Raw genomic sequence first — 23,626 nt, 5'->3', positions numbered from 1 at the left:
ACTTGCCTGTAGGGTAAGGTATTTATTGTACAGTGAACAATACGTTATGTTTACAATTGTTTTCTTATTTGTTCACAACTCTATTTGTTAATATACCTGCTTTTTTCTCTCTCGCCAGTTTTTTAATCTGTGTAATACGTTATCAAATTCATTATGACAACGATGTAGTAAGTTTGACGCATTATTTTTGGCGCTGTTCCTGAATAGCAATATGAAATACGAAATAGTGGCTATAAAACCGCTAAATTTCGGCTTGAAACCGGTTTTTTACTTATTGTTTAGCTTGATTTTTGTCCGGTTCCGTTTTGATAACGTTGTCTAAAATAGTGATAAGCGAATCAATTTTTCTATATCAATCTACTTTTCTGTTTAAAAAGTCCGTAGCAATTAACGCACCGAGTTGATCAAAAACACGATGAATGACAGGTATTTTATTTATTTGTTAGGTTTCTTTACAAAATGCTTGCATTGTTATCAGATTGTAAGCTATAAGTTGCACTGTTACAGATTATTAACAAAGTTGGTAATTTGTGGCAGTTCAATGCGGATGAGAGAAACCGTATTGGATGTTAGCACTGCGTACTGCGTGTAGGACTTCCTACGACTTAGTGTTATCGGTTGAGTGGTTGGGTCACTTAATGACATCGATGACAAAAAGCAGGCACAAACGCACACATAAACAAAAGTGTTAATCTCAATTGGAAACCAAACTATGTTTCATAAGAACAAACTAGCAACAGCTGTATCCGGGGCACTTTGTGTCATGGTCGCTTCAGGCGCCTATGCACAGGAAGCGGGCACAGTAGAAAAGATTGAAGTAAGGGGTGTACGAGGCAGTTTATCTCAGTCGATGAATGTCAAAAGACAATCAACGGGTGTGGTAGATGCAATTTCTGCTGAGGACATGGGTAAGTTCCCAGACACCAACCTGGCCGAGTCACTTCAGCGTATTACCGGTGTGTCAATTAACCGTGTAAACGGTGAAGGTTCAGAAGTAACTGTTCGTGGTTTTGGCGGTAACTTTAACCTGATCACCCTGAACGGACGTCAGATGCCGGCGGCAAACGTTGCCTCAATTACAGGTAACCCGCTTGATCAGGGCGCATCAGGTACTACGCGTTCATTTGACTTCTCTAACCTGGCGTCTGAAGGTGTGAGCGGCATTGAGGTGTATAAAACGGGTCGTGCTGCAGTACCATCAGGTGGTATTGGTGCAACCATCAACATTAATACGCTGAAGCCACTGGCTCAGGGTAATGACCGCGCTTCTATTGGCGTAAAAGCCATGAAAGACGAAAGCGGTGATGGCGTAACACCAGAGTTAAGCGGCGTAGCTAACTGGGTAAATGATGACGGCAACTTCGGTGTTGCGCTGTTTGGTTCATTCCAGGAACGTGACTCTGGTAGCCGCCACATGAGTGTGGAAAACTACCAGCTGTACAATTGGGATTCAAATTCTCCGGGTACATTCGGTCTGGTTGACGGCGCGAATGTAACCAACGCACCAGCAGAAGGTCAGCTGGTTGCGATGCCTTCAAACCTGGGTATAGGTTTGAACGAAGACAATCGTGAGCGTATCAACGGTATGTTAACGGTGCAGTATGCACCTAACGACAATATGACCATTACGGCTGATGCGACTTATGCCAGCAACACTATTTCTTCAACCTCTATTGTTGATGGTATTTGGTTTGCGCGTCAGTTCACTGATATGGAATTTGACGGTAACCCGGTTGTTGCGACACCTATTCGCTTCACTGAAGACATCGATGGTGGTAAAGACTTCTTCTTCCAAAACCTGGTAATGGGTGCGAAAGACGAACTTAAGTCATTTGGCTTCAACGTTGACTGGTGGGCGAATGACTCACTGAACCTGCGTTTTGATGCGTCAGTCGCAGAAGCAAGCAGTGGCGGTAACGGTCCGTACGGTAAAAACGTTATCCGTTTCAACGTGGCGGGTGCGACAGCAGGTTGGCAAACAGTTGATTTCTCACAATCATTACCACAAGCCAGCATTGTTGTTGACGATTCTATTAAAGGTAACAACAACGGCATCTTTGATTTGCCAGACGTAGGCCCACAGGTAACTCGTGCTATTTCGTCTGACCAAACCTCTAAAGTTAACCAGTTCCGCTTCGACGGTAGCTGGGACAAAGGCGCTGACGTTAAGCTTGATTTCGGTTTAGGTTATATGTCTACCGAAATGGAACAGGTTCGTTATGAAACTGAAGCACAGCTTGGTGGTTGGGGTGTTGCCGATGTGGGTAATATTCCGGAAGGCCTGCTTGACGTAACCTGTACCGCTTGTGCATTCCAGGATCACAACATGAATGGTGTTGCCGGTGCTGATTCAATTGCGGTACCTGCAGGCGCAACAACAATCCCTCTCGGTAGTGTTTCATTCCGCGGAAATGCAGTTGATTTACTGAATGCCGTAGCACCAGAGTATGGTTTCACGCCGGGTGATTTGCCAGCAGTTAGTTCAGCTAATAACACTGTGAAAGAAGACATTTTGTCATTGTACGCAATGGCTACAATGGATGGCGAAATCGGTGGCTTTGAAGCTAACCTGGTAGTTGGTGCGCGTTATGAGCGTACTGATGTAACGTCAATTTCACTGCAGTCTGTGCCTGAGCAAATTTTGTGGACATCCGATAACGATTTCCGCATTCAGTTAGGTACCAATACTGAAGCCTTGTCTGAAGATCACACGTATGAGAGCTTCCTGCCAAACCTTGATGTATCGTTAAACATCACTGACGATTTGAAAGCACGTGCGTCATACAGCATGACACTGGCACGACCAGCCTACAATCAGATGTACACTGCGACCAGCATTGGTGCGCCAGGTCGTCCGACATACCTGGGTGGTGTTGCATCGGGTAGCCGTGGTAACGCGAAACTGGATCCGCTGCTGTCTAACAACTTCGACTTGTCACTTGAGTATTACTACGATGACGCCAGCATGGTGTCAGTCGGTTACTACCGCAAAGACGTAGAGAATTTTGTAGGTACTCAGCAGGTTTCACAAAGCCTGTTCGGCTTGCTGGATGCGACGTCTGGTGCCGCTGGTACAACGTCGGGTGACGCGATTGCTGCATTGGAAGACCGCGGTATTGAAGTGACAGAACGTAACTTCTTCACCATGACTGCCTTACTTGCAAATCCGGATGCTTATCCAAACGGGGCTGACGACTTTGAAGAAGGTCAGTTATTCGCAGACGAAGTATTCGCTGCTTATGATGTAGCGCCAGAAGCGGGTGACCCGTTACTGCAGTTTGAAGTTACTCAGCCAGTGAACAACCAAAGCGCACGTATCTCTGGTTACGAGCTAGCCTGGCAGCACTTCTTCGGTGAGAGTGGCTTTGGTTATCAGGCTAACTTCACCATCGTAGACGGTGATATCGGTTACGATGTCGGTGCAGATCCATCGCTTGATCAGTTCGCTCTGGAAGGTCTGTCAGACAGTGCCAACATCGTATTTATCTACGAGAAAGATGGTCTGTCAGCGCGTGTTGCTTACAACTGGCGTGATGCATTCCTGTCAGAAGTTAACCGTTCTGTATCATCAGTACGTAACCCGTTATTTGTTGACGAGTACGAGCAGATCGATATCAACGTGAGCTACGACTTCAGTGAAGATCTGACTGTGAGCATGGACATCATTAACCTGACTGAAGAAGGTCAGCGTCAATATGGCCGTAGCTACAACAACACGTTCTTTGTACAAGAACTGGACAGACGTTTCGTGTTGAGCGCACGTTACAACTTCTAATCTGTCAAAGGCTGCCTGATTGGTTGGGTCAGGCAGCCACTTCATTACCGCCAGATTCTGGTTTACCTGCATTAGTTGGTAGAGGTAGGATGCACACTGGCGGTTCATTTTTAGGGACAGTCTGAATAAGCCTTTGAACAATTAGCACATTTGCCGTATCTCGGTGAATGGTTCTGCCATAGTCAAGTTGGGTTTATTGATACTTTTCTTAGCAATAATGCGAAGTATGTTATGTCAAATATTACAGTGTTAAACAACATTGACCACGGTGCGCTAAAGGTCGATGTCAATCCTGCCAGTAATCCTTCACTGAATGTGAATCGCACGCAGGTCTATGCTTCAGAAATTGCCGATCTTCAAAAAGAGTTTCCTGTTCTCATTTACCGTGATGAAGCCACTGAGGCACTTCAGTTACATGCCATACTGGGTCTGGAAAAAGACGAAAACCTGTTTCTCGACGACAACGGCTGGACAACTCGCTTTGTGCCGTCGCTGCTGGCAAGAGGCCCGTTTAGTATTGGCTATCCAAAGGTCAGTGAAGAGGGGGGAAAACCGAACCCGATGATTTGTATTGATCTGGACGATGCCCGGGTAAACGAAGCGTCTGGTGAAGATATCTTTTTACCAATGGGCGGTGAGTCTGGTTATCTGCAATACGTGAAAAAAGCGCTGCAGACAGTGGAAACCGGTGCACAATATAATCAGACCTTGTTTGCCCTGGTCACTGAGATGGATTTGCTTGAGCCTGTTTCGGTAGAAATTAAATTAAGTAATGTGGAACAGGTAAAACTGAATAACTACTACACCATAAATCAACAGAAACTGGCTGCGTTAGCCCCTGAGCAACTGGCGCGATTAAATCAGTACGGTATGCTGGGGCCACTTTTCTTATTAATGGCATCGATGGGCAATTTTCAACAACTTATCGCCTTAAAAAATGCCAGGAACGCAATGATTTAAACAGGGTAAGTGTCATGGCAACACAATCTGTATTGGTTCTTGAGGGCATCACGCCTGACAATATTCCGTTCGACGATTTATTTGCGCTGAACAAGCCTGTTATTCTGAAAGGTCTGGTAAAAAGCTGGCCGTTGGTGCAACAGGGGCTGTCATCGGCAACTGATGTGCTCGATAGCTTAGCGAAGGGTGACAGCGGAAATCCCTTGTTGGTATACAAGGGGGGGCCAGACATTGCGGGCCGGTTTGGTTATAACGATACCTGCACAGGATTCAATTATGTCACCGAAAAAGCGCGTCTTGCCGACGTGCTTTCACAAATTCGCGATCAGCTCAGCCAGGATGAGCACGATTATTTGTACATTAATTCACTGCGGTTTGATCAAGGCCTGCCAGCGCTGTCTGCGCAGAACACCCTGCAATTTACGCATACTGAGTTTGAAAACAACCAACCCGTGCCGAAGATTTGGATTGGCACAGAGTCTGTGGCCGCCGCCCATTTTGATCAGCCGAAAAACATCGCGTGTTGTGTATTGGGTAAACGTCGATTTACGTTATTTCCACCCGAGCAGGCCGAGAATTTGTATCCCGGCCCTCTGAGCCCGACGCCCGGTGGACAGGTGGTTACCGTTGCCAATCTGGCGAACCCGGATTTCGATGCGTATCCGAAACTTAAAACTGCACTGGACAATGCGTATATCGCTGATTTGGAGCCGGGTGATGGCTTGTACTATCCGAGCATGTGGTGGCATGAGGTTGAAGCCCGGGACAGATTTAATGTCATGGTGAATTTTTGGTGGATGGCAGCAAAACCGTTTCTCGGTAACCCCATGGACACCTTGTTGCACGGCATGTTGAGTTTACGGGACAAACCAGAGAGTGAAAAAGCAGCATGGCGAGCCTTGTTTGACTATTATGTCTTTGGTGATCCTACTAAGGTGACAGACCATCTTCCGCCAGAATGTCACGGGCCACTGGCGCCCATGACCGATATATCGGCGCGCAGAATGCGTGCCATGCTACTGAATAATTTAAACCGTTAAACGGGCGTGTAAATGACACAAAATAAAACCCGCGTAGTAATTGCCGGCGGCGGCACTGCCGGCTGGTTAAGCGCGTTTAGCCTGGTTACCCGTTTGGGTGCGTTGTTAGACATTACCCTGGTGGAGTCCGATCAAATTGGCACAGTGGGAGTGGGCGAAGCCACCATCCCAACTATGTGCAACTTCCACCGTTTAATGGGACTCGATGAACGCGAGTTTATGGCGGCAACGCAGGCCACGTTTAAGCTTGGGATCCAGTTTGACAACTGGGGCAATCAGGGCGACAGCTATGTGCATTCCTTTGGTGAAATTGGCCAGCGATCCTGGATGGCGGAATTTCATGAATTTTGGATGGAAGCGGTGGCCAATGGGCAGCAGGATACCCTTGAGGACTACTGCCTGGAATTAAAAGCGGCAAAACAGAATAAGTTTGCCCTGAAAGTCGGCAATCGGCCGCTCAATTTTGCTTATCACCTGGATGCAACAGCCTACGCAGCCTACTTGCGCAACAAGGCTGAACAAGCTGGCGTAACGCGAATTGAAGGCAAGATTACAACGGTGAATAAACACCCGGACAGCGGGAACTTACGCGAATTGGTTCTGGACAACGACGCGCGTATTGAAGGCGATGTATTTATTGACTGCACAGGCTTCCGGGCTTTGTTGATCGGTGAAGCGCTTGGGGTAGGCTACGACGACTGGAGCCACCTGCTTGCTGCAGACCGCGCTATTGCCGTACAAACCACCGCCGTTGAGCCGCCCAGACCTTACACCATTGCAACTGCGCACAATGCGGGTTGGCAGTGGCGAATTCCGCTGCAGTCCCGAGTAGGAAACGGTATTGTGTACAGCAGTCGTTTCTCTGATGACGAGACTGCATTAGCCACATTAATGTCAAACGTGACTGGTGAAGCGGTCACTGAACCGCGGTACCTGAAATTTAAAACCGGTATGCGTCAGCAGGCATGGGCAAAGAACTGCGTAGCAATCGGTTTGAGCAGTGGATTCCTTGAGCCGTTAGAATCAACCAGTATACATCTGGTGACGACGGCATTGATTCGATTGATGAAGTTGTTTCCGTTTGAGGGGGAGTGCGGTCTTCTGGCAGAGCGCTATAACCGCGAAACCCAAAAAGAAATGGAAACGATCCGCGACTTTATTGTGCTGCATTACCATCTGACACAACGCGATGACAGTGCGTTCTGGGATTTCTACCGAAACATGGAGATTCCTGAGTCGCTGCAACATCGCATGGCGATGTTTGCCGAACATGGTTATGTGTGGCCTGACGATGTGGCGCTGTTCCGGGTTGACTCCTGGGTGCAGGTAATGATGGGCCAGGGCCTGATGCCAAAACGCCATCACGGTGCCAGCCGAATGTTACCCACCGCATCGTTGACGCAGCAGTTAACGGCGTTCAAACAGTCGGTAAACAATGCTCTGGCGCAGCTTCCCGAACATGATGCCTTTATAAAACAATACTGTCCGGCCGATAAAAGCGCATAACTCATGAATACCGCAAGTAAGAAGACCCGAGTCGTTATTGTTGGTGGAGGCACCGCAGGCTGGCTAACGGCGGGAATTATTGCCGCCAGGCACCCGCTGTTAGGTGAAAACAGTAACACGGAACTGGTATTGCTTGAGTCGCCCGACGTGAAAAATCTGGGGGTGGGTGAGGGCACCTGGCCCACCATGCGTGACACGTTGAAGCAAATTGGCTTGTCTGAGCGGGCGTTTTTAAGCTGCTGCGACGCTAGCTTCAAACAGGCTTCAAAATTTGCAGGCTGGCGACAAGATCCCGCGCAGCATTATTATCATCCGTTCACGGCACCAGCGGGCTACGGCCTATTGAGTCTGGCCGACGCCTGGATTGAAGCCGGTTATCCGCAGGATTTTGAATCCTGGGTTAGCGCTCAGGGGCATGCCTGTGAACGCCAACTGTCACCGAAACTGCCCCAACTCCCCGAGTACGCTTTTACCTACAACTACGGGTATCACCTGAACGCCGGAAAATTCGTGGCATTGTTACAAGCACACTGCACGGAAAAACTGGGCGTAACCTATCGTCAAGGACATGTTGCTCACATTGTCAGCCACGACAGCGGAGCAATTAAGGCTTTGCAACTGGAAGACGGCAACACGGTAGAAGGGGATTTGTTTATTGACTGCAGTGGCTTTGCAGCAGTACTGATGGGCAAGCACTATCAGATCCCGTTTGTCTCTCAGCGAGGTGTCTTATTCAATGATACCGCGATTGCTGCGCAGGTTAATCATGCAGAGCCGCAAACCCCAATTGCATCCGCTACGGTTGCAACAGCGCAGACGAGTGGCTGGATTTGGGATATCGCTTTACAACATCGTCGTGGAATCGGGCATGTCTTCGCTAGCGAATTCTGTGCCGTTGAAGACGCCGAGCAAACGTTGCGTAACTACATTGCTAATGACCCTAATTTGCAGCAAGACGACCTCACTACCCGGATAATCAAATTTGACCCCGGCCACCGAAAATACTTCTGGCATCACAATTGTGTGGCGATTGGTGTCTCCGCCGGTTTCGTAGAGCCATTAGAGGCTACGGCTTTGGTGCTCATAGAAAAGTCAGCCGAGTGGGTTGCAGAGCAATTACCCCGTTCGCCATCGGCAATGCCGGTACTGGCGAAGCGATTTAATCAACTTACCAATGAGCGCTGGCAGGAGATCATCGACTTCATTAAGTTGCATTACGTGCTGTCGGATCGTTCCGACTCCGCCTACTGGCGGGCTCATCAGCAACATGAAAGCTGGACTGATTCGTTGAGCGAGGCGTTGCAGCTGTGGCAAAGCCAGCCACCTGGACTCTACGAATCCAGCAACCGGCAAGAACTGTTTTCTTCTGCCAGTAAACAATACGTGTTGTTTGGTATGGGATTTCGTGCGGAACAATGGCAGTCGTGCGGACGGCTGGCGCTTCAACAGCCTCTGATTGAGCGATTTCGTCGCGAAGTTCAGCAGCAGGTCAATCGGGTTAACGCACAGCTATTGACCAATCGGGAATATCTGCAAAAATTGAGAAAGTAACTCTGTATCAAGGACGACGGTATGTCACTTTCCCCCAAAATAGCGCGCACGCTGGTTGCCATTTTGCTATTTATCAGCCTAATCATTTCCGTGTTCTTCTGGAGTGAAGCTCGCAGTGAAGTGGTGTTTTTGTGCGGCAATTTCAGCGCGGGCGTCACTGAGCAAAGTGTATTGAAGCAACTGGGTACAGCGAATTGGTTGGAGGTAACGCAGCAACACACAGATTACGGCAGACGAATAGTCTCAGACAGTGCCGTGAGTTTGCGTATGTATCGATGTAATATCGATATTGGCACTGACGGCAAGGTGATCACCGCCAGTGTCAGTGGGTGGTTCTAGGGCAACTTATCTCTCATTGCTACCATTGCGACCACGTCGGGCAGTGCAAAGTAACCGGGCAATACAAAGTAGCCGGCCAGTGACTATCATTTAAACCGTGATGTCTGTTTTTGTTTTAGCCCGCAATACCGACGAACAGGCCCTAATGACAGCAGCTACTGCTGGCTGGCTTTGCAAACCGTTGTTGCAAAGATTGCCAGCCATTTCGAATCATCAAGCCAAATAACAACATGGCGCACAATGCGTAAATCGCTGAGATGTCATTGTGATCATGACCTCCCTGACCAAGCGGGATCCACGCTGATAACTCAAATGCCTGAATGGCGATGTTTAATGCGTAACCCAACAGAATACTAATGCTGACCACACTAAAAACGTACAACACCAGTGTTCGTTTTCCCATTTCCTTGGCAATCATCCCCATGGTTGAAATGTTAGTTGCTGGCCCGGCTAACAAGAACACCAATACGGCGCCAGGTGACAGACCCGCAGCTAAGAAGCCCACGGCAACCGGTGTGGATGCAGTCGCGCAAATATACATGGGGATACCGATGACAGCCATAATCAGCATGGCAATGAATCCATCACCCCACTGAGTCAGAAACTGATGTGGTACCCAGGTTTGAATAGCGGCAGCCAGCGACAGGCCAATAAGCAACCACAGCGTCAGATCGTTAAGGAGTTTCACCGTTGAAAATTGCCAGATAGCCTGTGCCTTAACACTCAGGCTTTGGCTGTCTGCCTTTATCGTTTCGGCTTTTTGTTGCGCTGTGGTACTACAACAAGACGCTTTAGTTTCCGCAGGCTCAGTTTTTTTGGCACTGCTACAGCAACTGGCAGGTTCGGTTATCGGTGCTACTTGCGTTTGTGTACTGCAGCACGAGGACGCCGATGCGGTTTCAGGTTTCGTTTCAGGTTGCTGTGTACTGCAACAGGCTGAGATGGTGTCTGCCTCTGTGGCGGCCGCCTGGTCGGTTTGGGGTTGGTTGTTTGCATCTGGCGTATCGAACCACTTAACCATTAAACCGGCGTATATTGCACTGGTGATCGCTGCAACAGGGCGGACGATAGCAAAGACCGGGCCCAATAACGCGTAGGAGACCGACACCGAGTCGACGCCAGTTTCTGGTGTGGCGACCAGGAAGGATACGGTAGCGGGTTTTGAGGCTCCGCTGCGGCGTAGCCCAATGGCTGCTGGGATGACACCACAGGAGCAGAGCGGCAGGGGCGCGCCGATGACCGCGGCTTTGCCGATCGCTTTGGTACTGGCATTGCCCATGTGTTTTTTAAGGATATCCACTGGGACCAGCTCATGCATTAGCCCAGCAATAAGCAGGCCCAATAACAGCCAGGGGGCAGACTCCATAAATAACACAGCAAAGTTTTCGAACAGGGCAGTTAATTCACTCATAAGGTATCCACCGTATCCAGCATTTGTAATATTGAACAATGGGCGGCACTTTCGTTTCCGCCGCAACACACGTTGTGTAACGCTTGCAAAGAATCACGAATTCGCACTAATTCGGCGATTTTTTCGTTCACTTCCTGCATTTTGTCTGCAGTATATTGCTTTACTTCTTCACAGGTATGGTCGTCCGGATGAAGTTTGAGGGCCAGTAACTCGTGGATTTCATCCAGTGTAAAGCCAACCCGTTTGGCCCGCTGAATAAACTGCAATGTGGTTATATCAACCTGGGAATAGAGCCGGTAGCCTGACGCGCTGCGTGTTGCCGGCGTGATCAGACCTTTGCTTTCGTAGAAGCGAATAGTGTCGACCGTCAGCCCGGTAACACTGGCCAGTTGACCAATTTTATAGCTGTTTTGTGTTTTCATAGTGTCAGTATAAACCCTGGAGTTAACTCCAGAGTCAAGCATACCTGAATGGTTTTTTGCTGGGTAGCTTCTGATGCGAGTTCATATATAAATCAAATGTGGGAAAAAGCGCATCAATCCTCTCAATGGCTAGGTTAGCAGTATGCTCCTCAATTAAAGTGCTGGCACGAAAGAATAAAACGAGAAGCGTTATGAAGGAGCTTAATGCCCATCCAGCAGGATATGAGCGTAAATATGCAGTGCGCCTTATCGTTGCTGTAGTCAGTTGCGTATGTGTGCTGTTTGGTTGCGATACCGCAAATATGGACGCATCAACCGCTGTTGCACCACAGCCACTCTATCAGGACCCCGTCTATGATGGTGCAGCCGATCCTTCTATCGTGTGGGACAAACAAGGACAGCGCTGGCTGATGTTCTACACCAACCGGCGCGCAAATGTAGCGGGATTACAGGGCGTCGAGTGGGTTCATGGTACCCCCATCAGTATCGCGACCTCTAAAAATGGCCGGGAGTGGGACTATCTGCAGGATGCTCAGTTCAACGGGAGTGTGGTAACGGAAACGTTATGGGCGCCAGATGTGTTCGTACACAATGACCAGTACCACATGTATTTAACCATGGTGCCAGGTATTTTTGACAACTGGTCGCATCCGCGCACCATTGCGCACTTTACCAGTGCTGACCTGTTGTCCTGGACGTATCAATCAACGCTGAAACTAAATACTGAAAAAGTGATTGATGCCGATGTCATCGCAAAGCCCGACGGCGGATTCCGGCTTTTTTATAATGATGAGCCTGATGGTAAGTCAATCTACTTTGCTGACAGTGAAGACCTGTATGATTGGCAGGACAAGGGCAAAGCCGCTCTCTCCAGCCGGGGCGAGGGGCCCGTGGTATTTTACTGGCAAGGCTGGTTCTGGATGATTGTTGATGCCTGGCGAGGGCTGTCAGTGTATCGTTCTGCCGATCTGGACAGCTGGCAGCAGCAGTCAGGCTATTTATTGAGTGAACCGGGTAAAGGCGAACAGGACGGTGTGATTGGTCAGCATCCGGATGTCGTTGTGCAGGATGGTCGGGCATTCCTGTTTTATTTTACGCATCCGGGCAAAATACTGTCAAATGAAGGGACCGATGATGCCAGCACACGCAGAAGTGTCATTCAAGTCACTGAGCTGGAGTTTGACGGGCAATGGTTACAGACCGATCGCGATCAGCCTGTCACCATAGACTGGTAATGGGCTGCAAAGGCAGCCCATTCGACTAATGTTGATTTACCAACCGCACTGGCGGTCTTTGTTTTGCTCATCCAGCCAGGTTTTAAGCGGGGCAAAATAGGCTTCAATGGTACTTGCATCCATATCCGGTGAACCCGTTATGGTTGCAAGTGCTTCTTGCCAGGGGCGGCTCTGTCCCATTTCCAGCATTTCGTTTAACGCAGTACCAGCTTCTTCACTGCCATAAATAGAGCAGCGGTTCAGTGGACCGTTGTCGCCAGCGATATCACACAATGCTTTGTGGAATTGGAATTGTAGAATATGTGCGAGGAAGTAGCGCGTGTAGGGCACATTGGCCGGAACGTGGTATTTCGCACCCGGGTCGAAAGCGTCTGCGTCACGGGCAACCGGTGCCATTACGCCCTGGTATTTCTCACGCAATTCCCACCACAGTTTATTATATTCTTCAGGGCCTGCCTCTCCGGCCATTACCTTCCAGCGCCATTGATCAACCATTAATCCAAACGGAATGAAGGCGATTTTATCCAGCGCAACCTGAAGCAGCATGCCAATATCGTTAGAAGGATCCGGGATTTCATCAATCAGGCCAATTTCTTTTAAATACTTAGGCGTGATAGAAAGCGCAATAGTATCACCAATCGCTTCATGGAAGCCGTCATTGGCTGAACCCTGATACAGGAAGGGTTGCTGGTTGTATGCACGCTGATAGTAATTATGCCCCAGCTCGTGGTGAATAACGTTAAACTCCTCGCCGGTAATTTGAATACACATCTTAATCCGCAGATCGTCCACATTGTCTACATTCCACGCTGACGCATGGCACTGAACATCGCGATCGGCGGGTTTACTGAACTGGGAATTCGTCCAGAATGAGTCCGGTAATTCTTCAAAACCTAACGAAGAGAAAAACGACTCAGCCTGCTTAACCATTTTGATCTCGTCATAGTCCTGATCGCGCAGCGCGGCTGTGACATCTGGTACCTGCATGGGCGTGTCAGGCTTTACAATGTCATAAATATTTCCCCATGACTGGGCCCACATATTGCCCAGCAGGTGGGCTGGAATAGGCTTGTCCTGGGGCACAATGTCTTCACCGTAATACTCGCCTAACTCCGCGCGAACATGGCAGTGTAGTGCGTCGTACAGGGGCTTAACCTGGCCCCACAAGCGATCTAACTCAACCGGAAAATCATCGGCTGGCATGTCATATTTACTACGCCATAACTCACTGACGTTGCTAAAGCCGAGTTCCTTCGCTCCTTCATTGGCAATGCCAACCTGTTCTGCATAAAGCGGCTTCATGGCAACAGAGACTTCACGCCAACCTTCCCAGTATTCCAACAGCAAATCGGCGTCACGCTCGGTGGCCATGGCAGAGCTCATCTCAACGAGGCCGATACAGTCGTCTTCGCTGCGGCAGTATTTGCCTTTGCCGTACATGCCATCCAGTTCAGATCCAATTTGAGCCAGTCGTTCCGATTTCATAGGGTTTGCTGGTGGTGGCATAGTTAAGCCGGCACGCATTAAATCCAGTTTGCGGCGTAAGTCCGGATCAGCCTCAACGTGATTGAAATCGGCAGCTTGTTTTGCCAGTTCGGCTGCACGGTTACTATAAAGCTCCGAAAGGTAAGCATTTACCGTAGCCGTGTCGTCGTTAATATTGGTGGCATATACCCAGGCCGCTTTCGCTGCGGGCACAGACATTTTAGTCATCTCGCGTTGAGCCGCATCGACAAAGATACGCGCATCTTCTGCGGTTAGCGCGGTTTCGGTTGGTTGGGTCTGAGCTTTTTCTGGGGCGGGCTGACAACCCGACAGCACAGCAGCAACGCCAGCTGCAACCAGGGTAAAGGACTTCGCTTTCATAGTATTTCTCTCGTTCGTTTTTATTATTACGGTATTGAAGATACCTCACCCTAAGATAGTACCGTTATTGCGGCTTATGTCTATTTTTGATGAAAGGTACTTGTGCAGAATTTCACCTCATAGGTATGAAAAGGGCAGTGGTTATGACATTCAGTGTGTTTGAATGCTATTTGTTGTGCTCAGCAGGACACATTTATTTAGCTTGAAACATTACGCGTAGAGCGCATAAATGTGTTACCCGTGATCACTATCAACGGTTTAACCTAAGTTATACAGGGAGTGAGTTTGAGCTTAGTTGAATCCTGAGTAAAAGCCCTGTCTATTTTGGATTTAACTCTCGTATTTAAGCATTCACACCATCAAGCATTCACGTAATAGTGCCCGCACGCAATTGCTGCATCAATGGAGATGGAGGATTAGTGCTACAGTCGCTTCAGACAGCATTGTTTAAATTTTTTGCCACTGTCACATAAGCATGCGTCATTTCTGCCGATACTTAGTTTACCGGTATCATCATGGAGTAATCCAGTTGTGTATCGCCATTCACCGGCTTCTGTTTCAAAGTCACTGGTTTCATGAAGCACAAAACACTGTTTTGCAATTGCGTAGTACGCTTTAAATTCTACCTGATGTGAGGTTAACGCAGGGGAGGGTACAATCGACAAATGTAACCAGGTTTGCTCGTCGGCGTGTTCGGCAAGCATGGCTTCGGTAAGCCCTTCTCTGGATTTTTCTGCATAAGTTTTAAGGATGTAAGGCCAATCCTGTATGCAATAAGCCGCATAACGTGAGCGCATCAGCGCTTCAGGCGTCGGTGGAGTTTGTGCGCCACTATGAAACGGTGCGCAACATTTTTCATAAGGTTTACTGCTGCAGCAGTAACAACTGTCGACCATCAGACTATCTCAAGATTTGTTTCTGACAAGTTTAATGGCTCAGACTTACGGGAAAAAGAACTTTATCAATTAATCCGTGTAGTAGATTACCAAGGGCCTTGTAAAACGTTATCAGCTTGTCTACCGGTTTGCTTATCGTTAACCGACAAGCCAATCAGAGAAACTGAATATTGGTCGCAAAGCTGCTTGATCAGCACTTGCTCATGCTGCGGCAGGGATAAATCCTCGACATAGATAGTGCTGCATTGCCCGCTGGTGATCAGTTTGCGAATCCACTGGGGCACCATTTCTTCATTCGGCTTTTGGATACGTATTGCGTGATCAATGCTTTTATTGAAGGCCAGTGACGATGACAACAGGTAACTCCAGCCTTTTTGCGATGTAGTTCGCAACTGAGCAGAAACCGGAAACGCAATAATGTTGTGTAATTGGTTAACAGTAGCCATGTTGTAGCCTCTCAATAATAGTGTCTGTTTATACAGTGTATGAATATACAGTAGTACTGTATAAAACAACATGCAAGTGTTTTTTGTCTTTTTTTTACTCACATTGCCTGGTGCTCACTCTCCCTCAATATATTTAAGTGATCTCGTCATCTAGCAGTCGCACATGAAGAAATTTGTCTTGAAGGTGCCTTATGGTTGCAAGTGTTTATGTTTGTACATGTTGTTATGACTGGTAATAAATGTATAACTCGCTGCTTTGTTTATTGTTTTTGCCTTTGTGCTTATTGAATTTCACAACGCGTCTGATTTTGAGATGTGATGGGATATTTGTGCAAAAAAATAACGTGAATGTAAAAAAAATGTGTACTCGGCGTTAAATTAAGCCGGTAACAATGCGTATCCCTGTTCGCATTTTGTTCATTTTTGGAACAGCTTGCACACTTACATAGTATGAAAGGTGATACATGAAACAACTAAAATTTGGATGCCTGCTTCTGTTGCTGGGCATTGCACAACTTAGCTACGCGAGTGTTATTACTAATGGTAGTTTTGACAACTGCAGTTACAGTGGCTGGATGAAAGACACCGATGGCTTTGGTGATATCAGTACCCAAAACGACTTTATGCTTAGCGCGCCTCCGGGATGCGCAGCGATTGTGAACGTCGACAGTTTTAACACGGATGCCTGGTTTGCTAATACGCTCTATCAGGACATTAATTTACAAAGTGGTCAACAGTATCAATTTACCGCCGAGCTCAGTGTGAACTCCGAATTGACCTCCTCAGATTTTGGTTTTATTGCTGATTATTTCTTTGTCGCGTTTGGCGATGGCAGTGGTAATTACCTGGATGAAAGCGGCGCACTGGGCAGTGTGCTAAACGCGGATATTGACGGTGCTGCCAGTTATTCAATCGACATTATGTTGTCTGAAACCTTGAGTTCAATTTCTAACCTGACACTGGAGTTTCAACTTCTCATTGGCTTTGATCAGTTCGGTAGTGATTTTGGCGGGTCATGGCTTCAAATCGACAATGTAGCGATAACGCCTTCGAACGCTAACATGCAGGTAAATGCGCCTTCACATGCGTTGTTAATCGGACTTGGTCTGGCGGGCATATTCTTTGTTCGCAAACATCGCAATAGTGGGGGTGAACAATGAAGCCCGGACTCCTTTATTCAGCAATATTCTGCGCGTCGCTGGGTGTCAGCAATGTCAGTCAGGCTGCCTGGTTATCGGTGGGGAGCGATGTCACTTCTAGTGTTTCTCGCCCCACTGTCGACAGAGTTAATCGTGTATATACCTCAGTGGTTACCGTTACCAACACAAGCAGTGAAGAAATGACCGGCCCATTCAGGTTACTCATTACTGATAGTTCGATTGCGGTAAATGGTGCAGATGGCTACACAGGTGATGGCGTTCCGTATTTTCTCGTTGAGGCGGGAGAGCTTGCAGCCGGTGCGAGTACAAGGGTTGCCGTCTCTTTTGATTTAGCACGCAGACAGCTGTCTTTCACACCGGTATTACAACAGGATAATCCGCTAGTCGGCGTTTACGCCGAAGCGGAAGGCGGCAAGTCAGCGACACTGAATTATCTGGGTATAGACATGCAGATCCAACCGGGTGATCCCAGTTATGTGACAACCGCGGTCAATGCAACAGCGCCACCCGAAGATGACAGCCGGGTAGGTGAGCTGCTGGTGGATTTTTCTCAGGCAGGAGACTATACGCTCTATGCTCGTGTGCGTGTGGGACCTGACGGTTTTAGTGATGACAGTATGTACATTCCGACAACGTTGGGTGCTGTGCATGATTGGCAGCTAGTTAACGGAATTAGCGGTTTTGCTGCACCCGGCGAGGCGGGCTATTCCCCCGACGCCATTGTGGAACCCGGTGGGCAGCCAAATTTAACTTCGTTTATGTGGGTTGCTATTCCAGAAGGCCGTTATTCGGTGGCTGACGACAATTCCAGTGCGATATTCCGTTACGCCGGTCGTGAGGATGGATTGGACATTGACAGTTTTGTTTTCGCACCAGCCGGTGTTTCTTACACGGTAGAACAGCTCGAAGATGGGTTGCCTGGTGTTGTACTGCCACCACCTGAAACCTACACGCCTGAGGGGCCGCCGCTGGCAGATGGCAAGTCAAAATTCCTTGGAGGCGTATGTTGTGGAAATCAGCGTCCGAATTTCGAAGCATACTGGAACCAGGTAACCGCTGAAAATGCGGGTAAGTGGGGCTCGGTTGAAGCGGTACGGGATCAATACAATTGGTCGGGACTTGATGAGGCGTATAATCTCGCTAAAGATAATGGATTTATATACAAACACCATGTGTTGGTTTGGGGCAGTCAGCAGCCGGCCTGGATTGATTCATTGTCACCGCAAGAGCAACTTCAGGAAATTTTGGAGTGGTATGAAGCAGTCAATGCACGATATCCGGCAATCGACTTTATTGAAGTCGTAAATGAATTCGACAATGCACCACCCGACGGTGGCAATGGCAGACCCAATTATGTTGACGGTTTACGGTTGTATGCGCCTGAGGTGACTGCTGAGGTCGAAGCATTCTTCATAGCCAGAGGGGATTCTGCCAGTACAGCAGCGCAAAAAGCACAGGATTACGACTGGATAGTAAATGCGTTTCAAATGGCCAGGGATATTTTCCCGTCCAGTACACAGCTTATGTTTAACGAGTACAGTGTTATTAACTCTGACACACGTACAGACAAAGTCATCGAATTGGCGAATCTGTTGCAATCTCGTGGATTGATCGATGCCATCGGATTTCAGGGACATGCTTTTTCTACAACGGGTCCACTGGATACCATGCTGAACAATATTGATCGCATGGACACCCAAACCGGCCTGGATATCTATCTCACAGAGTTGGATGTAGATGGCACAGACGAACTAACTCAATTACTAGAATTTCAACGTTTGTTCCCTGCTTTTTGGCAACACCCTGCCATTGAAGGCATTACTGTATGGGGCTATCTACCAGGACATTGGCGTGAAGCCCAGGGCGCTATTCTGGCGTACGATACAGGCGTTGAAAAAGCGGCGCTTACCTGGCTTAAAGGCTATGTCAGAGAATTGGCCCCTCAGTTCGAACAACCATCAGTGATCACCATAGACGAGACTACTGAAGCAGGTACGCTGATTGCAGATCTGGAGTCATCAGATTACATGGGTAATCCTCATCAATCAGGCGATGCTGTGTTATGGCGAATTTTAAGTGGCAACGATGCAGGTTTATTTACGCTGGACCCTCAAAATGGCGAAGTGCGTGTTGCGGCGGCGCTTACACCGGGTTTATACAACCTGTATGTGCAAGTTTCCGAAGGGGAATACACCAGTTTTGCCAGGCAGGTACAAATTGTCGTGCCTGGCGATGATTTACCCCCTCAGGTCGTTGAGTACGATTTTAGTGATGGCGCTCAAGGCTGGCGCGGAGACTATGGTACATCGGCATCGGTAGGCTACGATGCTGCTATTCCTGCTGCACTGCTTATTCCAGCGTGGGAAAGCCGCAATGTACAGGAGTATATTGAAGAAATTAGTCTCACTGACTTGAATGGTGCAGTGCTGTATTACACGTTAAACGTAACACAAGCACAGATTGATGGGGGCATGACGATCCAACCCTATGTACAAACCGGTGCACCATCATATAGCCGTATTTACGGTTCGGTAGTAAATCCACAGGCAGGTGAAAATGTCATTATGTTTGCGCCCACAGAGAATGCGAATGGCGATTTGTCTATCGTTGAACGTCTGGGTATTCAGCTGAATGGACCTTTGAGCAGTGGTACTGAGGACTACGTTGAATTGACCCATGTCCGTCTGGAAATACCCACGACACTGCCTACTGCTGAGACTATTACCTATGACTTTGTGTCTGATGCAGAAGGATTACGTGGTGATTATGGAACAAATGCCAGTGTGCTACACCGTCCTGCTTATGAAGCGGTGAGTTTACTGCCCAATGACACCAGCCAGACGCACAATTATATTTTAGGCGTACCTGTGCGTGATTATACCGGGGCTGCTCTCACTTACACGTTTGCTGTAACAGGAATGCCTGGTGATGGCAGCGTCAGTGTTCAGGGGTATATTCAAACCGGCGCACCGAACTATGCACGTATTTATGGCGCAATAGAACCGTTAAGCGTGGGAACAAATCAAATTACGTTTTACCCGCAGCCTGATGGAAACGGCAATATTGCAAATATCGAGCGTATTGCCATTCAGTTAAACGGTACATTTACGGCAGACGATGCCAATGAAATTCTAATCGAACGAATAGATGTGGATTTTCCATAGCATTTGATACGTAAATAAAGGGAAACCTCAAAGCGGCGCTGTATACAGTGTCGCTTTGTTTTTTTACAGTCTCTGGCAAGTGTTATACAGGCAGGCTCGTTACTTAAACTGTGAACGACATTGCTCGCATTATGCAGCGTCGGTATCGTTAACACTGTTAATGTCGAGGTGTTAATCGCTTAAACCAGTAATTGAATCGCGGCAGCATGATCACCAGTGCAATGAACCAATAGAGCAGCGGTTCCTGCAGCGCGGTTTTACGCGACCAACTGAAATGAACCAGCGCAAGCAGTGCTATGAGATAAATACTGTTGTGTAGTCGCTGCCAGTTGCGCTTCATTTTCCGTCTTACCCACATCGGAGAGGTTATGGTCAACAGCATTAAGTCCAGTAACGCAATAAAACCAACGGTGATGTAGGGCCGTTCAATCACTTCGCTGGCAATCAGCGCCCAGTCAAACTGCAATTCAAAACTCACATAGCTGGTCAAATGCAGCAATGCATAAACGAACACGTAGATCCCAATCAGCCTGCGGCATTGCATCAGCGAAGGAAATGGCAAATGTTTAGCAAGAGGGCTTATCAGCAAGGTGAGCAGCAACAGGTTTAATGCACTTGTGCCTGTGCTGTGGATAAGCGCTTTTACCGGATCTGCGCCCAGGTTGTCGGTTACGGCGGCCCAGCCCAAGAATATCAGGTACCCTAAAAACAAGGCATGTAACCCGGCCTTAAACAGGAGCAACTGCACAGGCGTCAAGGCCAGAGGTTTGCTGAGTAATCGTTTCACAAAGGGCACTTAATAGTAGCGGGCTAAATCCATATTTGCATACAAGGGCGCGACCTCGTCATAGCCGTTAAACATGCGTGTGGCAATGCGCTGCTGATTGAATACGCCTCCGTCGGTAATCCGGCGCTCACTCGCCTGACTCCATCGTGGATGAGCTACTTTTGGGTTTACGTTGGCATAAAAACCGTATTCATTCGATGCCAATCGATTCCAGGTGGTAGGGGGCTGGCGTTCGGTTAGCGTAATTCGCACGACCGATTTAATGCTTTTGAAACCGTATTTCCACGGTACAACTAACCGAATGGGGGCGCCATTTTGTGGTGGCAGTGTTTTGCCATAAACGCCGGTAGCCATCAGCGTTAACGGGTGATTCGCTTCGTCCAGGCGCAGTCCTTCCACATAGGGGTAATCAATACCGCCACCAATGAAAGGGTTGCGCTGACCGGGCATTTGTTTCGGGTCGTGCAGGGTTTCAAACGCGACATATTTGGCGGAACCCAGTGGCGACGCCAACTGAATGAGCTTATTGAGTTCAAAGCCCACCCACGGGATCACCATTGACCAGGCTTCGACACAACGCATTCTGTAAATGCGCTCTTCAAACGCAAATTGCTTCATAATGGCATCGTAATCCAGAGTAATCGGATTCTTCACCAAGCCGTCAATTCGCAATGTCCAGGGGTCGGTTTTAAAACTTTTCGCGCGTTCGGCCGGATCGTCTTTGCCCGTACCAAATTCATAAAAATTATTGTAGGACGTAACCTTCGCGTAGGGCGTTTTTGCTTCGTCTGTTGTGAACTTCTCTGAGGGGGTAAATGACAGCGGTTTGGCTTCAAACTCGGGTTCGCTGTCGAACCAGCCAAATCCATGGGCTGATTGGCTGAGTATCGTGCCGGCACCAACAAACCCCAGCGACTTTAATACACGGCGACGATCCTGAAAGACCTTTTCGTCGGTTACCTGGTTATCCGTAAACGTTTGTGAGGGGCTAAATCGTTTCATATACCTGCTCTGTAAAGAATTTGACACCATTGCTACGATATAAGACCGCAAAGGGTGCAAAAAGATTTCAAAAGACGCTTACAGAGACAGCGTATCCAGAATACCGCCCCGTTTCGGGACAAACATATTAGAGTACAAACGGGCAGCAAACTCATCGGTCATACCTGAGATATAATCGGCAATGACCCGATGGCCGTTGTTATGCTCTTCGGCTACCAGCCAGCGTTTACGGGTGTTCTCGGGAAGCAGGCGTGTTGGATCGGCACTGAAAGCCTCGAACAATTCCATTACCACTTGCTGACCTTTGTATTCCAACAGCTGGACTTCCGGTTTACGGATGACTTTCATGTAGACAAACTTCTTAAACAAACCCAGCGCATTGTGATGGTGTTCCGGCAATACCGCCTGATAGCGCAGAAGCGGGTGCTCAAAGGCTGCATCTTCTTCAATACGAATGGCGGTAATGAAACAATTAACCAAAGCACCAATCGCATTTTTACGCTCGTGTTGAGCCTGACTGAACAACCGTGTGCCAATACCTGCTATGTGCTCAGACAGCCAGGGTACCTGAAGTTGTTCCAGCTCTGACTGGAGTTCTTCAACAAATTCCGCACGTTTTACCATGCCCATGACAATCGCATCTTCGAGGTCGTGAATACCATAAGCAATATCGTCGGCCAGTTCCATGACACTGCAATCAAAGGATTTGTGCGTGGTTTTGTGGTGTTTTCCGGAGACATGCTCAAACGACATCAGCCGGTCCTTGTCTTGCTGGCTAAAAGGATCGATTAACCAGTCAAACAAGGCTTCATCGCAACGGAACAGGCCTTTGGGCGGATGCCATTGTTCTGCTTTTACCTGGCGCAGACTTACCGAAGGTGAGGGCAATAAATCGTGATTCGTTAACGCATCAATAAAATTGGGGTACTTCACCAAACCCAGCACGCTGCGGCGGCTCAGGTTCATGCCGTGTTCGGCGGTGTAGGGCTCAAGCTGCGTAACAATGCGGAACGTCTGTCCGTTACCCTCGAATCCGCCGTGTCCATGCATCATGTAGTTCAATGCAATCTCACCACCGTGACCAAATGGAGGATGACCAATGTCGTGAGCCAGACACAGGGTTTCGATTAAGTAGGGATCCAGACCCACGTGCTCGGTTAAACGAGGGAATTTTCCTTGTAGCTGCGCGGTAATACCCGTGCCAATCTGTGCAGCTTCAAGTGAATGGGTTAACCGGGTGCGGTAAAAGTCACTGAGTCCTACCCCAAGCACTTGTGTTTTTGCCTGCAGACGGCGAAAAGCGGCAGAGTGCAATACCCGGGCTTTGTCTCGCTGAAACGGTGAACGGTGATCGCCGTCTCTGGCCTGGGTGCGCGGTAATCGACGTTCCCACCATGCTAATTGCCAATCGTCATTGTCTGTCAGGGTAGGATCGTTATGCTGCATAGGACATCCGTTGCTTAATTATGCGTATCTTCCTGGGTAATTTCGTCCAGGCTGAGTGAAAAGCTGGGTACGTAACGCTTTAAGAAATAGTCCACTTCGTCGGAGTGATAGTCTTTTAGCATCTGGTCGAGTCTTTTCTTGGCCAGGGTAAACTCGCGATTGCCTGAGTTTAGCTCTTCCAGCGTTTTTAAATACGCGCAGAGCACATCGGCGGCTTTCACAATAAAGGCTTCATCTTCACTGTGGTACTGGCTGTCGATCAGTTTGGCGTAGTCTTCTCTGAAGTCCACCGGCGCCATATCAATCAGTTTTTGTTCGGCGATTTTTTCGATTTTCTTGTATTCGTCTTTGATTGCCGGGTTGAAGTATTTGACCGGAGTTGGCAGGTCGCCGGTTAACACTTCAGACACGTCGTGAAACATGGCCAGTGTTGCTATACGCTCGGGATTCAAATCACCGCCAAAGTAACGGTTTCTGATGAGGGCAAGGGCGTGCGCTACCATGGCTACTTGCAGGCTGTGTTCCTGAACGTTTTCAATGCGTACATTGTGCATTAATGGCCAGCGGTGAATTAGCTTCATTCGGGCCAGATGTGCAAAGAAATGGCTGTTGTCGGCCAT

General features: G+C 48.4%; 18 protein-coding genes. 9 read left to right on the top strand and 9 right to left on the bottom strand.

Annotated features, from left to right (window positions below; translation table 11 throughout):
- Positions 1-712 precede the first annotated feature (712 nt).
- From BUB81_RS17890 to BUB81_RS17865, 6 genes are all read left to right on the top strand, one after another.
- Positions 713-3,775, top strand: coding sequence for a TonB-dependent receptor (locus tag BUB81_RS17890; RefSeq protein WP_073324711.1), 3,063 nt, complete (start codon positions 713-715; stop codon positions 3,773-3,775).
- Between the two features lie 231 nt (positions 3,776-4,006).
- Positions 4,007-4,735, top strand: coding sequence for a SapC family protein (locus tag BUB81_RS17885; RefSeq protein ID WP_073324710.1), 729 nt, complete (start codon positions 4,007-4,009; stop codon positions 4,733-4,735).
- A 14-nt stretch (positions 4,736-4,749) separates the two neighbouring features.
- Positions 4,750-5,775: a cupin-like domain-containing protein gene (locus tag BUB81_RS17880; protein ID WP_073324709.1), complete on the top strand. Its 1,026-nt coding sequence runs from the start codon at positions 4,750-4,752 to the stop codon at positions 5,773-5,775.
- A 12-nt stretch (positions 5,776-5,787) separates the two neighbouring features.
- A complete protein-coding gene (locus BUB81_RS17875) occupies positions 5,788-7,281 on the top strand; it encodes a tryptophan halogenase family protein (RefSeq protein WP_073324708.1) in 1,494 nt (497 codons plus the stop codon).
- Positions 7,282-7,284: 3 nt separating this feature from the next.
- Complete coding sequence (locus BUB81_RS17870; RefSeq protein ID WP_073324707.1) at positions 7,285-8,832, top strand: tryptophan halogenase family protein; 1,548 nt, start codon at positions 7,285-7,287, stop codon at positions 8,830-8,832.
- A 21-nt stretch (positions 8,833-8,853) separates the two neighbouring features.
- Complete coding sequence (locus BUB81_RS17865; protein ID WP_073324706.1) at positions 8,854-9,171, top strand: hypothetical protein; 318 nt, start codon at positions 8,854-8,856, stop codon at positions 9,169-9,171.
- Positions 9,172-9,313: 142 nt separating this feature from the next.
- Here BUB81_RS17865 and BUB81_RS17860 read toward each other — a convergent pair whose 3' ends face one another.
- Together BUB81_RS17860 and zntR are read right to left on the bottom strand one after the other, a co-directional pair.
- Positions 9,314-10,582: an SO_0444 family Cu/Zn efflux transporter gene (locus BUB81_RS17860; protein WP_073324705.1), complete on the bottom strand. Its 1,269-nt coding sequence runs from the start codon at positions 10,580-10,582 to the stop codon at positions 9,314-9,316.
- Entirely contained in the window at positions 10,579-11,004 is a 426-nt protein-coding gene (gene zntR, locus BUB81_RS17855; RefSeq protein WP_073324704.1) for a Zn(2+)-responsive transcriptional regulator, read from the bottom strand. The genes BUB81_RS17860 and zntR overlap by 4 nt, the downstream gene beginning before the upstream one ends.
- Positions 11,005-11,195: 191 nt before the next feature.
- Between zntR and BUB81_RS17850 the strand changes: the two genes are divergently transcribed.
- Entirely contained in the window at positions 11,196-12,239 is a 1,044-nt protein-coding gene (locus tag BUB81_RS17850; protein WP_073324703.1) for a glycoside hydrolase family protein, read from the top strand.
- A gap of 36 nt (positions 12,240-12,275) precedes the next feature.
- Here BUB81_RS17850 and BUB81_RS17845 read toward each other — a convergent pair whose 3' ends face one another.
- From BUB81_RS17845 to BUB81_RS17835, 3 genes are all read right to left on the bottom strand, one after another.
- Positions 12,276-14,105 carry a M2 family metallopeptidase gene (locus BUB81_RS17845; RefSeq protein WP_073324702.1) on the bottom strand — a complete coding sequence of 610 codons (1,830 nt, stop codon included), beginning with the start codon at positions 14,103-14,105 and terminating at the stop codon, positions 12,276-12,278.
- A 422-nt stretch (positions 14,106-14,527) separates the two neighbouring features.
- Positions 14,528-15,001, bottom strand: a complete 474-nt coding sequence (locus BUB81_RS17840) for a YchJ family protein (protein WP_084526695.1) — start codon at positions 14,999-15,001, stop codon at positions 14,528-14,530.
- 86 nt (positions 15,002-15,087) lie between these two features.
- On the bottom strand, positions 15,088-15,447 hold the full coding sequence (locus BUB81_RS17835) for a hypothetical protein (RefSeq protein ID WP_139241627.1): 360 nt from the start codon (positions 15,445-15,447) through the stop codon (positions 15,088-15,090).
- A 464-nt stretch (positions 15,448-15,911) separates the two neighbouring features.
- Here BUB81_RS17835 and BUB81_RS17830 point away from each other — a divergent pair, with 464 nt between their 5' ends.
- On the top strand, positions 15,912-16,607 hold the full coding sequence (locus tag BUB81_RS17830) for a hypothetical protein (protein WP_073324699.1): 696 nt from the start codon (positions 15,912-15,914) through the stop codon (positions 16,605-16,607).
- Positions 16,604-19,771 (top strand): endo-1,4-beta-xylanase, encoded by a 3,168-nt coding sequence (locus tag BUB81_RS17825; RefSeq protein ID WP_073324698.1) that lies wholly within the window; start codon positions 16,604-16,606, stop codon positions 19,769-19,771. Before BUB81_RS17830 ends, BUB81_RS17825 begins: the two co-directional genes overlap by 4 nt.
- A gap of 157 nt (positions 19,772-19,928) precedes the next feature.
- Here BUB81_RS17825 and BUB81_RS17820 read toward each other — a convergent pair whose 3' ends face one another.
- The 4 genes from BUB81_RS17820 to yfbR form a co-directional block, all read right to left on the bottom strand.
- On the bottom strand, positions 19,929-20,558 hold the full coding sequence (locus BUB81_RS17820) for a protein-methionine-sulfoxide reductase heme-binding subunit MsrQ (protein ID WP_084526713.1): 630 nt from the start codon (positions 20,556-20,558) through the stop codon (positions 19,929-19,931).
- A gap of 9 nt (positions 20,559-20,567) precedes the next feature.
- Positions 20,568-21,560 carry a protein-methionine-sulfoxide reductase catalytic subunit MsrP gene (gene msrP / locus BUB81_RS17815; protein ID WP_073324697.1) on the bottom strand — a complete coding sequence of 331 codons (993 nt, stop codon included), beginning with the start codon at positions 21,558-21,560 and terminating at the stop codon, positions 20,568-20,570.
- 78 nt (positions 21,561-21,638) lie between these two features.
- Positions 21,639-23,006: an anti-phage deoxyguanosine triphosphatase gene (locus BUB81_RS17810; RefSeq protein ID WP_073324696.1), complete on the bottom strand. Its 1,368-nt coding sequence runs from the start codon at positions 23,004-23,006 to the stop codon at positions 21,639-21,641.
- A 14-nt stretch (positions 23,007-23,020) separates the two neighbouring features.
- A complete protein-coding gene (gene yfbR, locus BUB81_RS17805; protein WP_073324695.1) occupies positions 23,021-23,626 on the bottom strand; it encodes a 5'-deoxynucleotidase in 606 nt (201 codons plus the stop codon).

This window comes from Marisediminitalea aggregata, assembly GCF_900129565.1.
In the GTDB taxonomy this organism is placed as follows: Bacteria; Pseudomonadota; Gammaproteobacteria; order Enterobacterales; family Alteromonadaceae; genus Alteromonas; species Alteromonas aggregata.
This window is presented reverse-complemented; position numbering and strand designations above follow the sequence as displayed.